Consider the following 14563-nt stretch of genomic DNA (forward strand, 5'->3'; position numbering starts at 1 on the left):
GAATCATGTTGGAGGGACCAGACATGAATCTCAGCGCGCCTACCCAGATTGTTTTCATCATTTCTCTCGTTGTCGCCATCATCGGCATTCTCGCCGCCCTTGGCGTTCTCGCGTTCATTCCGCTCGCATCGGTGTGGATCGTGCTCATCGCCTATATCGTGCTTGCAGCAGGCTGCCTGATGCGCGGCGCCTGACAAGGTTCCCCCGACAAGTGGGACCGAGAGCGCCCGGCCAAAGCCGGGCGTTTTTTGGTTCTGCCCAGGCTATGACCGATCGCGATTAGCCGCGAATTCATCCGCCGCGACCCTGAAGGCAATGTCTGGTCGTTTGACACCTACTGGCCGTCGAAGGTGTGAATGCCTGAGCTGGTTTCGACGTGCGAATATCTGCTGGCTGTGGCATTCGGAATTAGCCGAAGCCTCCCCAACTTCGTCATCCCAGGGCGAAGCAGGAGCGAAGCTCCGTCGCGGAGACCCTGGGATCCATTCCGTGACCTTGGTCGAAGAGTGCAGCGGAGCAAAATTCTGCATCGCTGCAGAGCGTTGAAATCGCGGCATGGATCCTAGGGTCTGCGCCGCGCCGCTACGCTCCTTGCTCCGCCCTAGGATGATGAGGCGATGGATGTTCCTGGCCAATGACCAGCGCCGCGAATTACCTGGCCAGTGAAAAAATCGCGTCGCAGTCGAGATGGGTCTCCAATTCGGCCGCGACCTCGTCCAGCGCCCGTTCGACTTCGGCGCGATAGTCGATGCCGCCGCCCCTGATGCCGAGGCTTTCGAGGAATTTTCCGCGAAAGCCGTCGGCGCCGAAGAGACCATGCATGTAAGTGCCGATCACCTTGCCATCGGCCGAGATCGCACCATCCTCGGCGCCATTGATGATCGCCGACGGCCGCACGGTGTCCGGGCCCGTCGTGCGACCGAGATGGATCTCGTAGCCCTCGAGCGGCAGGTCGAACGGCACCGAGCGTGCACTGACATTGCGTACCGTCTTTTCCGGTTCCATCACCGTCTCGACATCGAGCAGGCCGAGCCCCTCGGCCTCGGTGACGCTGCCTTCGATGCCGTCGGGGTCGCGCACCACGCGGCCGAGCATCTGGAAACCGCCGCAAATGCCGACGACATGGCCGCCGCGCTTGCGGTGCACCGCCAAATCGCGGTCCCAGCCATTCTCGCGGAATTTCAGGAGATCGCCGATCGTCGACTTGGAGCCGGGAATGACGACCAGCCCGGCATCGGCCGGTAGCGGCTTGCCGGGCGGCACGAACACCACTTCGACCTGCGGTTCGGCCTTGAGCGGGTCGAGATCGTCGAAATTGGCGATGCGGCCAAGCATCGGCACCGCCACTTTCAGCGCGCGCGCCTCGCCGGACGCCAACCGCTCCAGCACCACCGAATCTTCCGACGGCAGCCGTGCCGCAGCCTTCAGCCACGGCACGACGCCGAAACAGCGCCATCCGGTGAATTTGTCGATCGCCTTGATGCCGTCATCGAACAGCGAGACGTCTCCCCGGAATTTGTTGACGAGATAGCCGACGATCATGCGCCGGTCCTCTTCCGGCAGGATCAGATGCGTGCCGGCAATGGAGGCGATGACGCCGCCACGGTCGATGTCGCCGACGAGCACCACCGGCACATCGGCGCGCGTGGCGAAGCCCATATTGGCGATATCGCGGCTTCTGAGATTGATTTCCGCCGGAGAGCCGGCGCCCTCGACTATGACGAGGTCGGCGCCCTCGCCGACCTTGCCCCAGGACTCCAGCACGGCGTCCATCAAGCGGCCCTTCAACGCCTGGTAGTCGCGTGCCCGGGCCTCGCCGAACACCTTGCCCTGGACGATGACCTGCGCGCCGACATCGGTCTGCGGCTTGAGCAGCACCGGGTTCATGTGAACCGATGGCGGCACCCCGCAAGCGATCGCCTGCAGCCATTGCGCACGGCCGATCTCGCCGCCGCCATGGTGGTTGTCGCCCGGAATGTCGGCGACGGCCGCGTTGTTCGACATGTTCTGCGGCTTGAAGGGCCGCACCTTCAGGCCACGTTTTTTCGCGGCGCGGCAAAGGCCCGCGACCAGCACCGTCTTGCCGACATCCGAACCCGTGCCTTGCAGCATGATTGCCCTGGCCATCAGTTCCGGCCCTGGGTCGCGGTTCCGGTGATCGTGGATTTCTGCGCCAATGGCCCGCCGCGCCAGATGTAGAGCGCCAGCAGCGGCTCCTTGCCGGTGCGCATGGCGTGGTTGACGTTGGAGGCATGGTGAACGACCTCGCCGGCCTCCCGCTTGCGAAAACCGCCCTCGCCCATGCGCCATTCGGTGCCACCAGTCAGCGGGATATAAATCTCCTCGGCGACGTGATGATGGTCGGGGTAGACGATCCCGGGTCCGAGAATCAGCAGCCCGGCGGCAACCTCTTCATTGACGAAGTGCCCGCGCGTGCCGAACATTTCCAGCCAACCGTAATTGTCGATGAAGGCCTTGCCGAAATCACCCTCGCTATAGGTCTGCCCCCAATGCAATTCGTAGCACTGCTCGGCCAGCAATCGCACCAGCGGCTTGGCATCTGGCGGTGCCAGCTCGGCGGCGCGGTCGAGATGGCGCAGACAGGCGAGCGGATGCGGCTCCAGCGCGCGTGCCGGCATGTCCCAGCCGATACGCACCACGGCGTCGCCCACCAGGGCGTCATCGACGGAAGCGAGATAGGCGTGGAACCCTCGAAGCAGCTCATCGAATTTTGTCGTCACATCTTGCTCCAGGCATGCATTGGTGCACAGCCGCTCCGCGATAGGTCGGGTTGCGCGGCGGCATCATTGGTCTAGATTGGTGCGCGCGCAAAGCCAAAAACGACAGGCCAGCGGGCTAGCTGGCCAGCCTACAGGGAGCACGCCATGGACGCCGCGGTCGATGCGAGCACCAGCCAGTTCGAACTCAACGAGGAACAGCGCGCCATCCAGGAGATGGCGCAGGCCTTTGCCGCCGATCGCGTTGCGCCCAATGCACTCGATTGGGACCGCGGGAAACATTTCCCCGCCGACGTGATCCGTGAAACCGGCCCGCTCGGCCTCGGCGGCATCTATATCAGGGACGATGTGGGCGGCTCCGCGCTCGGCCGGCTCGACGCCGTGCTGATCTTCGAGGCGCTGTCGCACGCCGATCCGGCCTTTTCGTCCTTCATCTCGATCCACAACATGGTGGCCTCGATGATAGACCGCTTCGGCAATGACGAGCAGCGCCAGCGCTTCCTGCCGAAGCTCACCTCGATGGAATGGCTGGCGAGCTATTGCCTGACCGAGCCGGGTTCCGGTTCGGATGCGGCGGCGCTGAAGACGCGCGCGGTCAAAAGCGGCGGCGACTATGTCCTCAACGGCACCAAGCAGTTCATCTCCGGGGCCGGTGACAGCGATGTCTACGCCGTCATGGTGCGCACCGGCGCCGACGGCCCGAAGGGCATCTCAACCCTCATCGTGCCGAAAGACGCACCCGGCCTCTCCTTCGGCGCCAACGAGCACAAGATGGGTTGGCAAATGCAGTCGACCCGCCAGGTCATCTTCGAGGATTGCAAGGTGCCGGCGGAGAACCTTTTGTCGGGCGAAGGCGCAGGTTTCGGCATTGCCATGGCCGGGCTCGACGGCGGCCGGCTGAACATCGCCGCCTGTTCGCTGGGCGGCGCGCAGTCGGCGCTCGACAAGGCGCTGGCCTACACCGCCGAACGCAAGGCCTTCGGCTCGAAGATCAACCAGTTCCAGGCGCTGCAGTTCAGGCTGGCCGACATGGAGACCGAATTGCAGGCCGCGCGCATCTTCCTCTATGCCGCGGCCTCCAAACTCGACCGCAAGGCGCCGGACGCCGGCAAATGGTCTGCCATGGCAAAGCGCTTCGTCACCGATACCGGCTTCGACGTCGCCAACGATGCGCTGCAACTGCTCGGCGGCTACGGCTATCTGCACGACTACGGCATCGAGAAACTGGTGCGCGACCTGCGCGTCCACCAGATCCTCGAAGGCACCAACGAGATCATGCGCGTCATCATCGCGCGGGCGCTGATCGGCCGCTGACAGCAACAAAATCGGGAGAAAACGATGGCAACTATCGCCTTCATTGGCCTTGGCAACATGGGCAATCCAATGGCCGCCAATTTGGTCAAGGCTGGCCATGGGGTGATGGGGTTCGACCTCGTGCCCGAGAACCTCGCCACCGCCAAGGACCATGGCATCACTGTCATGGCCAACGCCGCCGCGACAGTGAAGGACGCCGATGTCGTCATCACCATGCTGCCGGCAGGCAAGCACGTGCTGTCGGTCTATGAGGATATCGCCCCCAAGGCGAAGAAAAATGCCTTGTTCATCGATTCCTCGACCATCGACGTGGAATCGGCGCGCAAGGTGCATGCCATCGCCGCCAAACACGGCCTGCTGTCGATCGATGCGCCGGTCTCCGGTGGCACCGGCGGTGCCACTGCCGGGACGCTGACCTTCATGGCCGGCGGTTCCGGCGATGCCTTCGCCGCCGCCGAGCCGATCCTCAAGCCGATGGCCGGGCGCATCGTCCATTGCGGCGGCGACGGCGCCGGCCAGGCGGCCAAGATCTGCAACAACATGATCCTCGGCATTTCAATGATCGGCGTCGCCGAGGCCTTCGTGCTGGCGGAAAAGCTCGGCCTGTCGCATCAGGCGCTGTTCGACGTCGCCTCGACCTCGTCAGGCCAGTGCTGGTCGCTGACCACCTATTGCCCGGTTCCGGGCCCGGTGCCCACTTCGCCGGCCAACAGGGATTACAAGCCGGGATTTGCCGCGGCCCTCATGCTGAAAGACCTGAAATTGTCCCAGGAGGCAGCGCTTGGCGCGGGCGCGGTGACGCCGCTCGGCGCCGAGGCGGCGCAGCTCTATGCCCTGTTCAACGCCCAGGGACACGGCGACGCGGATTTTTCCGGCATAATTAATTTTCTGCGCGGCAACCCGGCCTAAATAGCGGATTCGACAGACTTTTTCCGGGTCTTTGCGGAGAAAGACCCGCAAATTTAGATTTGCTTAAGCTCTCGATAACTCCGCGGTAACGATGTCGCTGTAGAACGGATTGCGAGGCGGACATATCGCATCCGCCCGGCGCTCCGGATCAGGTCTCGCGTACCGGAGCCCGTAAGTTTCGCAAGTGTTTTCGTAGCGAAACGCCATGCGTATCTGGCAAAGCCGCGTTCCCGATGGGGCGCGGTTTTTGCATTTCCGGCCCCTTTATTGTCCACGATCCGTTTAGATCCCGATCGCCGCACCCGGGATCGGCACGTGATCTTCATTGGTCAGCACGATCGGCGCATCGACGCCGTCGACTCGGAGCACCAGCAGGCGCGTGCTCCAGGCGCCGGCAGTACGCACCAGATGGGAATAAACGGTGCCCTTGCCCTTGGCGCCGTGGACGGGGATGCTGAACTGGGCATCGCCCGCGCCGTTCGCATTGACGTTGAGACTGCCCCCGACCCAGAAATTATCCGTCACATCATCGCCGATGGCGGCCTTCACGCGGCTATCGGCGCGCACTGCGTCCATCGTCATATGGTAGGCGTCGCTGCCTTTGAGCACGAAGGGGATGCTGCCGACCATCGTGGCGCAGCCGCCGATACTAACCACCCAGACGGCAAGGCCGGCAATCGCCCAGTTGCGCTGCGTCTTGCGGAACTGCTCGGCGTCGCGCCAGGCCCGGTTCCGCCACGCCCAGCGGCTGCCACGCGCGCCGAGCACGAAGATCATGATGAGGTTGACGACGGGGATCAGCGCCAGCAGCGCGATGAAGGTGCTGTTGCCGATACCCCAGATCCAGTTGAGGAAGAAAGCGCCCCAGTTCCAGCGGTCGAGTTCGGCTGGAATTTCAGCCGGCTGGTTGAGCGGTTGTCCGGCCATGTTGTTCCCCATCGGCGTGTAATGCCGATTGGTTCTAGCGCAAGACTTCGACGATGCGCAAAAAGTTCCGAGGCTTCTTCTTCAACCCTTTGTGGAAAGGCGGCGAAAATTTGCCCTCACCGCGCGGCCAGCCGGCTTCAGCGCGGCGCTGATCGACCGTTCGGCCGCGACGCCGTTGAACAGCGACGGCGTTCGACCCGAGAGAACCTCAGGCCAGAATCGTGATGCCGATTGCAGGAAAGACATTTGCGCCGCAAGCGCGCCCTCGGCCATGGCGACGGTCTTCTCGCGGACCGCCATTGCCGTCTCCGCACTCCAAGGCTCGCCGCTCCGCGCCTCCATGGCCATCAGCGGCAGGCGCATCATCACCACCAGCGGCGCCAGCATCAGGTCCGCGCCAAGGCTGGCCGCCTCTTGCACGCGTCGGCTTTTGCCGGTCTTTCTCATGTGGGCAATTCCCTGTCGCGGCCGGATCGGCCGCCCTTACACTACGCGCCGAAGGCGAAATTCGTTCCCGCTCATTACGCATATTTCCTCGATTGGGCGTTTCTTGGTAGAAACGCCCAATCGAGGATTGCTCCTATCGCTTGCGCAGGTCGGCCTGCGCCAGGTCGAGCGCCTTGCCGATACGCTCGCAAGCCATGTCGATCGTGTCGCGGGTCCAGATCAGCGGCGGCGACAGGATCATCGTGTCGCCGGTTGCGCGCAGCATCATGCCGTTGGCGATGGCGTGGTCGCGCACCGTCACGGCAGCGCTTCCCGAGGGCAGGAACCGTTCCTTGGTCGCCTTGTCCTTGACGATCTCGATCGCGCCCATCAGGCCGATCGAACGCACCTCGCCGACCAGATCATGCCCGGCGATACGCTCCTGCAAGGCCTTGGCGAAGTAAGGTCCAGTATCGTTCCTGACGCGGTCGACCAGGCCTTCCCTCTCCATGATTTCCAGGTTCTTCAACGCCACGGCGCAAGCCACGGGGTGCCCCGAATAGGTGTAGCCATGGTTGAACTCGCCGCCCCTCTCGACCAGCGTCGCGGCAATGCGATCGCCAACCAGCAGCGCCGACAGCGGCTGATAGCCCGATGTCAGAGCCTTGGCCGTGGTCATGGTGTCCGGTTCGATGCCGAAGGTCTGGGCCGCGAACCACTCGCCTGTGCGGCCATAGCCGGTGATGACCTCGTCCAGCATCAACAGCACATCGTATTTGCGGCAGATGCGCTGCACTTCGGGCCAGTAGCTTGCGGGCGGTATCTTGACGCCGCCCGCGCCCATCACCGGCTCGCCGATGAACGCCGCGACCTTGTCGGCGCCAGCCTCGATGATGGCATCCTCGACGGACTTTGCCGCGCGCAGGCCGAAATCATGGTCACTTTCGCCCGGCAGCGCCAGCTCATAGGCATAGGGCATCATCACATGGACGATGTTGGGCACCGCGCCGTTGAGCTGCTTGTGCATGGCATCCATGCCGCCGAGCGAGGTGCCGGCGATGGTCGAGCCGTGATAGGCCATCTTGCGCGAGATGACGCGGTTCTTCTCCGGCTTGCCTTCCAGCACCCAGTAGTGGCGCACGAGCCGCAAGGCGGTGTCGTTGGCCTCCGAACCGGACGAGCCGTAAAACACCTGGTTGACGTTTTTCGGCGCGATCTCGGCCAGCTTCCTCGACAACAGCACCGGCGTCGGCGTCGAGCATTTGAAGAAGGAATTGTAGTAAGGCAGCTCCTTCATCTGGACATAGGCGGCCTCGGCCAGTTCGTCACGGCCGTAGCCGATGTTGACGCACCACAGGCCGGCCATGCCGTCCAGCAGTTCCGTCCCTTCGGAATCGTAGATGAACGGGCCCTTGGCATGGGTGATGACACGCGAACCGGCCTCGCGCAGTTCCTTATGGTCGGTGAACGGATGAAGGTGATGCGCGGCGTCGATCTGCTGAAGCTGCTTCAGCGAATAATTCTGATAGGTCATGTCTGATCTTTCCTCTGAAATCATTCCGGCGGTGCCGGGGCGAATTCGTCAGAGGACGGCAGGTGGCGAATAACCGATGCGGGCGCATAGCCGCAAAAGCTCGGCGCGCAGCGTGCGCGATGACGGTGTCACCGCGACCCGAAACGCACGAGCTGATAGTCTAGCGAGAGCCATGAAGGTACCTTAGAGCAAAGGGCGGTCGAGGTGAACCACCCTTTGCTCAAGTGGCCTCATGAATTGAGGTCAGGCTTCGCCACTCAGCGCGCGCTGCAGAAACACATACTTCATCGCCGTTTGCGCCGCCTGCGGCCGGCGGTCGCCGCGCCCACCATGGCCGCCTTCAGTCTCCTCGAAGAACAGCGTCTTTGCATGGCCAGCCTCCTGCAGGCGGGCCGCCATCTTGCGCGCATGGCCGGGGTGGACCCGGTCGTCGGCGGTCGAGGTGGTCAAGAGCACCGGCGGATAGACGGCATCCGCCTTGACATGTTGATAGGGCGAATAGGCGGAAAGCCATTTGGCGTCTTCCGGTTTTGACGGATCGCCATATTCGGCCATCCACGAAGCGCCCGGCGGCAGTTCGGCGTAGCGCAGCATGTCGAGCAGCGGCACCTCAATGATGACGGCGCCAAAAAGCTCGGGATGCTGTGTCAAGGATGCGCCGGTCAGCAGGCCGCCATTGGAGCCGCCCTGGATGCCGAGCGATTGAGCCGTCGCAATACCGCGCCTGACGACATCCTCGGCCACCGCGGCAAAGTCGTCGAAGCCGTTCTGGCGCTTGCCTTTCAGCGCCGCCTGGTGCCAGCCAGGCCCGAATTCACCGCCGCCGCGAATACAGGCCTGCACATAGGCATTGCCTTTCTCCAGCCACAGCTTGCCGCGCACGCCGGCATAGCCGGGCAACAGCGGCACTTCGAAGCCGCCATAGCCGTAGAGCAGCGTCGGCACCGGCCCGTTCTGGTCCCGCCGCCTGACGACGAAGTAAGGGATCATCGTGCCGTCCTTCGACCGCGCCTCGAACTGCTCCGAGATCAGCGGCGAGGCATCGAAACGCGCCGGCTGCGACTTCACCGTGGCAAGCGTCTGACCATCGTCATCGGACCAGATGATCGAGCTTGGGGTGAGGAAATCGGTGAAGGAAAAGGAGACGCTGGAACCGAAATGCTCGGCATGGCTGATGCCGACCGTGCCGTTTTTGGGCAACGCCACAGGCTGCAGCGACCAGGCGCCATCCTTGCGCTCGCAGAAGAGAACCTTGCCGCGCACATTGTCCATCAGGTTGATGAACAGGCGGTCCTGCGTTCTGGCGAGCCCCGCGATCGACACGCGATGTGCCGGCGCGAGCAAAGTTTCGATGGCTCCAAAACTCCCAGTTTCGATCCAATGCGCGAAATCGAGCGAGTAAAGTCCATCCGGCTGGCACGCGGTGCCATCGGGCGCGGTCCATGGGGTGCGCACGCCGAACACCAGCTGATCCCTGAAGAGCGCGGTGTCGGTGACGTCGTCGGGCAGTGGGATGCGGCGGTTCTCGCCCGAAGGGAGGCGCAGGAAACTGTGCGATGCGAAGAAGTCGAGTGTCCGCGCCAGAAACAGATGGCGCTTCTCGCCGTCGAACTCGACGCCGGCGCCAACGGCGAGATCCTCGGTCTTTCCCTCGAAGATCGGGGGCGCCTCCTCCAGCCTGGTGCCACGCTTCCACAGCTTGACCACGCGCGGATATCCGGATTCTGTCTTGTCGGCCTCTTCGAACGCGGCCGAGACGATGACTGTGTTCTCGTCCAGCCAGCCGAAGCCCGATTTCGAGGCGGGCGCCTGAAAACCGCCTTCGACGAAGGACTTGGCCGCGATGTCGAACTCGCGCATCGCGCTGGCATCGCCGCCATCGGGCGACATCGAGACCAGGCAGCGGTTGAAATCGGGGTAGAGCCTGACAGCGCCGCCGAACACCCACTTAATGCCCTCCTTCGCCGCCAGTTGGTCGAAGTCGATGATCGTTTCCCAGTCGGGCTTGTCGGTCTTGTAGGAAGCGACCGTCGTGCGCCGCCACAGGCCGAGCGCGTTGATCTTGTCCTGCCAAAAATTGTAGACATGCCCCGCGATTGCCGCGCCGACCGCGATATTGTCCTCGGCCGTCATCAGATCGAGTGCCGTCTGGAACGACGTCTGATAGGACGGATCGCCCTGCAATTGCGCCACCGTGACCTCGTTTTGGCGATGCACCCAGTCGAGCGATTCCTTGCTTGTCCTGTCTTCCAGCCACAGGAAAGGGTCACCGGCCTTTTCAGAGGGCTGGGCTTTGGTCGTCGAAGGGGTCATGCAGGGCTCCGGAGGATTGGGGCGGCTGTGCCTACATCGCGTTGGCGGCGCCGACATTCAAGATGCGATATGGTGTTTTGCCACTCGCCTCCTGCATCACCGCACTCGTCTGCGGATGACCGTCGCCAGCGCCAAAGTGACGCAGATCGCGCCAAGCGTGAGCGGTAGGCCACCGGCGCCGATCCCGTCCATCACGCCGCCGGTGAGCGGTGGAACCAGGATACCGCCGACGCCCCACATCAGGGAAAATGCCGCATTGCCGGCAACCAGCGCCGAGCCGGTAAAGCGCTCGCCAAGCTCGATGATCGACATCGTGTAGATGCCGTAGGACACCGCGCCCCAGACGAAGACGCAGGGCCAGATCAGCGGCGTTTCGATCAGCACAGGCAGGAGCGCGCAGCCGCCCAGCGTCAGCAAGACGCAGAGGAAGCGCACCAGGCGGGCCGTCAGCCGTTCGGCCAGCAGGCCGAGCGGCACCTGCATGGCAATGTTGCCGGCGATCATGGCAGACAGCAGCGCCGACATGCGAGCCTCCGCGATGCCATGATACATTCCATAGACAGGCAGCAGCGCCAGCACCGCCTGCTCGAAGCCGGCGGCCACGACCACCGCCGACAGAAGCAGCCAGGCAAGCGGCATGAAACCAACCACCGAAACCTGATGCCCGGCCTCGTCGACCCTGGGCAGGCGCGGCAGAACCGACGCCAGGCAAACGCCGCAGAGCACGAAAGCGCCAATCCCGACAAGGAATGGCGGCCAACCTTCCGTGCCGACGGCTAACAGACAAAGCGGGCCGGCAGCGAAACCGGCGGAAATGATCGTCGAATAGAGGCCCATGATGCGGCCGCGCCGGGCCGGCGGCGCCAGCGCGATCACCCAGATTTCGCTCAAGACATAGAGCGGGTTGGTCACCACGCCGATCAGGAAGCGCAGCGGAAACCAGAGATAGACGTTCTGCGTCCAGCCGATCAACGCCAGCACGATAGCCGAGAGTGCGGCACAGGTGAGCGCCGTGCGCCCTGCCCCGAACCGCCGCGCCAACGCTGGAATGATTGGCGACGAAACGATGAACCCGATCGGCGTCATTGCCGCCGACAGGCCGATGACAGCCGGCGAGACGCCCTGGCGCTGCAGGATGAAGCTCAGCAGCGGATAGGACAGGCCCTGCGCGATAGCGAACACAGACACCGTTGCGATCACGCCGGTGATCGCGGCCCACTGCATCGTCTCGTCGCTTTCGGTGTCCACCAAGTCCATCATCCCCGTGCTGTCGCAGCCTTAGCGGTTCGCCCCGACGGCCGTAACCCCCGCATCCCGAACCGACGCTCGGCTCCAGCCAAACCCTGTCAGGAGCCTTTGCGGCTGGCCGACCTGTAGAGCGCGAAGGCGACCAGCAGAGCGTCGAGGCCAATGATCACGGTCGGCAATCCCAGTGGTCCGATCGCCTGCATCAACAGGCCGGCGCCCGGTGGACCGACAATGCCGCCAACGCCCCACAGCAAGGCGAAAGCCGCATTGCCGGTGACCAGCAGCGACCCCCTGAAGCGGCTGCCGAGTTCGACCAGCGCCATCGTGTAGACGCCGTAGCCGACCGCGCCCATCACCAGAAGCACGCCCCAGATCAGCGGTGTGGTGATCAGCAGCGGCAGCAAAACAGCGCAAATCGTCGTCGCCACCGCGCAGGCCAGGATCATCGATCGGCCACCGAAGCGCTCGGCCAGCAGGCCAAGCGGGATTTGCAAAAGGATGTTACCCAGCGACAGGGCCATCACCAGCGCGGCAAGCACGGCCTCGGGCAGGCCGTAGCCGGCGCCGAAAACCGGGACGAGCGCATAGGTGCTTTGCTGGACAGCGGCCGAGACCAGCACCGCCAGCAGCAGCGCCGGCGCCAGCCGGGCAAAACCGACAAAACTTCCCGGCGGCTGGCCGTCATCCTCGAAACCTGCGAGCTTCGAGGAGACAAGGCGTAGAATGATTGCGCATAGCACAAAGCCGCCAATGCCGACGCTGAAAGGCGCCCAGCCGTCGATGCCGAGAAAGGTCAGGGTAAATGGGCCCGCCGCGTAGCCGGCGCCCATCAGTGTGTTGAAGACGCCCATGACACGCCCGCGCCGCGACGGCGGTGCCAGGGACAGCGCCCAGACTTCGCCCAGCACATAGAGCGGGTTGATGACGATGCCGATGATGAAGCGGATGATGTACCAGGCCACCCAGTTCTGCAGATAACCGATGCCCAGGAAGCACAGCGCTCCGATCAGCGAGCATCCGACCGCCAGGTTTCGCGCACCGACCAGCCGAACCGCCGCCGGCACGAAGGAAGCCGACAGGATCAGCCCGACCGGCATCATCGCCGCCGACAGGCCGATCAGCCCTGGCGACATGCCTTGCTTCTGCATCAGCAGCGTGAACAGCGGCGAACTCAGCCCTTGCGCCGCGCCGAACATGGCAAGTGCCGCGGTGACGCCGGCGAGCGCCGCCCACTGCGTTCCCGCTTCGCCTTCGCTCGAGCCGGTTGCGACCATGTCTTCATCCAGGTGGGGTGCCGGCAGACCTCCCGGCCGGCAAGCATGACCAGCTACAGGGTCGATCGGGGGAATGAAAGGGCCGGCGGGGAATATCCGCTTGCGCCAACGATGGATGATCAAGGCGAATGCGGCCGCCGCGCGGCTGCCGTTCGGGCATGTCGCTTCCCTCGCCCTAGTGGTCGCCGCCTCCGCAATGGCCGGCGGGCCGCCGGTCCATTATGCCGCCCGCTAATCGCACCGTACGAGGACCATCATGACCGCCGCCCTACAATCTGCAGAACCGGCTCCGGGACCCGACCGTGCCCGCCGTGGCGGTCGCGCCGGAAAGCGCGCCGGTGGCTCGGCCGCGTTCGAGCAGCCGGCTTTCCGCCAGCTGAAAAACCCGCTGCAGCCGACGAAGCTGGTCTCGGACGACGAGCTGGAATCGATCCACCTCGCCTCCTTGCGGGTGCTGAGGGAAATCGGCGTCGACGTGCTGCACGACGAAGCCCGCCGCATCATGAAGGCACATGGCGCCGATGTGCGCGAGGGCTCGGAGCGCGTTCGCTTCGACAGCGACATGATCCTCGATCTGGTGTCGAACTGTCCGTCCGAATTCACCATTCATGCCCGCAATCCCGCGCACAATGTGCGCTTCGGCGGCGACAATCTCATCATTTCGATGATGGCCTCGGCGCCCAATTGCTCCGACATCGATCGTGGCCGCCGGCCAGGCAACCAGCAGGACTATCGCAATTTCCTGCGGCTGGCCCAGATGCACAACATCCTGAACTGCACCGGCGGCTATCCTGTCGAGCCGACCGATATCCACCCGTCGGTCCGCCACCTCGAATGCATCCGCGACCTCGCCACGCTGACCGACAAGGTGTTCCACATCTATTCGCTCGGCAAGGAGCGTAATGTCGACGGCATCGAGATCACTCGCATCGCGCGCGGCATCAGCCACGAGCAGCTGCTCGCCGAACCGTCCGTCTTCACCATCATCAACACCAATTCACCGCTCAAGCTCGACGTGCCGATGATGGAAGGCATCATCCAGATGTCGAGCAAGGGCCAGGTCGTCATCGTCACGCCCTTCACCCTGTCGGGCGCCATGGCGCCGGTCACCATCGCCGGCGCGCTGGTGCAGCAGAATGCCGAGGCGCTGTCGGGCATTGCGTTCGCCCAGATGGTGCGCAAGGGCGCACCGGTCGGTTATGGCGGCTTCACCTCCAATGTCGACATGAAGTCCGGTTCACCGGCCTTCGGCACGCCCGAATATATGAAGGCGCAGCTTGTCGGCGGCCAGCTTGCCCGCCGCTACAATATCCCCTACCGCACCTCCAACACCTGCGCCGCCAACACGGTCGACGCGCAGGCCGCCTATGAGAGCGTGTTCTCGCTGTGGGGCGCCATCCAGGGCGGCGGCAATTTGATGATGCACGCCGCAGGCTGGCTCGAGGGTGGCCTGCGCTGCTCCTACGAAAAGACCATTCTGGACATCGACCTGTTGCAGATGGTGGCCGAATTCCTGACCCCGCTCGACCTCTCCGATGAAGCGCTTGGCTTCGACGCCATCCAGTCGGTCGGCCCCGGCGGCCACTTCTTCGGCACCCAGCACACGCAGGATCGCTACAAGACCGCCTTCTATTCGCCCATCCTGTCGGACTGGCGCAATTTCGAAACCTGGGCCGAGGCCGGCTCGCCGACGGCGCTGGAAAAGGCCAACAAGGTCTGGAAAGAGCGGCTGGCCTCCTATGACGAGCCCTACATGGACCCGGCGATCCGCGAGGAGCTCAACGCCTTCGTCCAGAAGCGCACCGCCGAAGGCGGCGCGCCTACCGATTTTTGATCATACGCCGCAGTAAACTTTGACTTCCAAAGTCGAGGCTCGCTCG

At 63.9% G+C, this 14563-nt stretch carries 12 protein-coding genes; 4 read left to right on the forward strand and 8 right to left on the reverse strand.

The annotated features are described in order from the left end of the window. Positions 1-23 precede the first annotated feature (23 nt). Positions 24-194, forward strand: coding sequence for a hypothetical protein (locus FJ948_RS02890; RefSeq protein ID WP_140701685.1), 171 nt, complete (start codon positions 24-26; stop codon positions 192-194). A gap of 457 nt (positions 195-651) precedes the next feature. Here the strand turns inward: FJ948_RS02890 and FJ948_RS02900 are convergent, their stop codons facing one another. Further along, positions 652-2127: a cobyric acid synthase gene (locus FJ948_RS02900; protein WP_140701686.1), complete on the reverse strand. Its 1476-nt coding sequence runs from the start codon at positions 2125-2127 to the stop codon at positions 652-654. Next, the gene (locus FJ948_RS02905) at positions 2127-2741 is read right to left on the reverse strand and encodes a dimethylsulfonioproprionate lyase family protein (protein ID WP_140701687.1); all 615 of its coding nucleotides are present in this window, start codon (positions 2739-2741) and stop codon (positions 2127-2129) included. Before FJ948_RS02905 ends, FJ948_RS02900 begins: the two co-directional genes overlap by 1 nt. A gap of 144 nt (positions 2742-2885) precedes the next feature. Between FJ948_RS02905 and FJ948_RS02910 the strand changes: the two genes are divergently transcribed. Both FJ948_RS02910 and mmsB read left to right on the forward strand, forming a co-directional pair. Continuing rightward, complete coding sequence (locus FJ948_RS02910; protein ID WP_140701688.1) at positions 2886-4052, forward strand: isobutyryl-CoA dehydrogenase; 1167 nt, start codon at positions 2886-2888, stop codon at positions 4050-4052. Between the two features lie 24 nt (positions 4053-4076). Further along, positions 4077-4961 carry a 3-hydroxyisobutyrate dehydrogenase gene (mmsB, locus tag FJ948_RS02915; RefSeq protein WP_140701689.1) on the forward strand — a complete coding sequence of 295 codons (885 nt, stop codon included), beginning with the start codon at positions 4077-4079 and terminating at the stop codon, positions 4959-4961. A gap of 282 nt (positions 4962-5243) precedes the next feature. On the opposite strand, the gene FJ948_RS02920 is transcribed toward mmsB, so the two are convergent. From FJ948_RS02920 to FJ948_RS02950, 6 genes are all read right to left on the reverse strand, one after another. Continuing rightward, entirely contained in the window at positions 5244-5888 is a 645-nt protein-coding gene (locus tag FJ948_RS02920; RefSeq protein WP_140701690.1) for a cytochrome c oxidase assembly factor Coa1 family protein, read from the reverse strand. Between the two features lie 81 nt (positions 5889-5969). After that, positions 5970-6335, reverse strand: coding sequence for a hypothetical protein (locus tag FJ948_RS02925; protein WP_140701691.1), 366 nt, complete (start codon positions 6333-6335; stop codon positions 5970-5972). 133 nt (positions 6336-6468) lie between these two features. Next, the gene (locus tag FJ948_RS02930; RefSeq protein ID WP_140701692.1) at positions 6469-7848 is read right to left on the reverse strand and encodes an aspartate aminotransferase family protein; all 1380 of its coding nucleotides are present in this window, start codon (positions 7846-7848) and stop codon (positions 6469-6471) included. Positions 7849-8091: 243 nt separating this feature from the next. Further along, positions 8092-10161 carry a prolyl oligopeptidase family protein gene (locus tag FJ948_RS02940; protein WP_140701693.1) on the reverse strand — a complete coding sequence of 690 codons (2070 nt, stop codon included), beginning with the start codon at positions 10159-10161 and terminating at the stop codon, positions 8092-8094. A gap of 96 nt (positions 10162-10257) precedes the next feature. Further along, positions 10258-11418 (reverse strand): MFS transporter, encoded by a 1161-nt coding sequence (locus FJ948_RS02945; RefSeq protein WP_140702218.1) that lies wholly within the window; start codon positions 11416-11418, stop codon positions 10258-10260. An 89-nt stretch (positions 11419-11507) separates the two neighbouring features. Further along, complete coding sequence (locus FJ948_RS02950) at positions 11508-12683, reverse strand: MFS transporter (protein ID WP_140701694.1); 1176 nt, start codon at positions 12681-12683, stop codon at positions 11508-11510. Positions 12684-12939: 256 nt separating this feature from the next. On the opposite strand from FJ948_RS02950, the gene FJ948_RS02955 reads away from it, so the two are divergent. Then, entirely contained in the window at positions 12940-14517 is a 1578-nt protein-coding gene (locus tag FJ948_RS02955; protein ID WP_140701695.1) for a trimethylamine methyltransferase family protein, read from the forward strand. Positions 14518-14563: the final 46 nt, after the last annotated feature.

This window comes from Mesorhizobium sp. B2-3-12, from assembly GCF_006442205.1.
Lineage (GTDB): Bacteria > Pseudomonadota > Alphaproteobacteria > Rhizobiales > Rhizobiaceae > Mesorhizobium.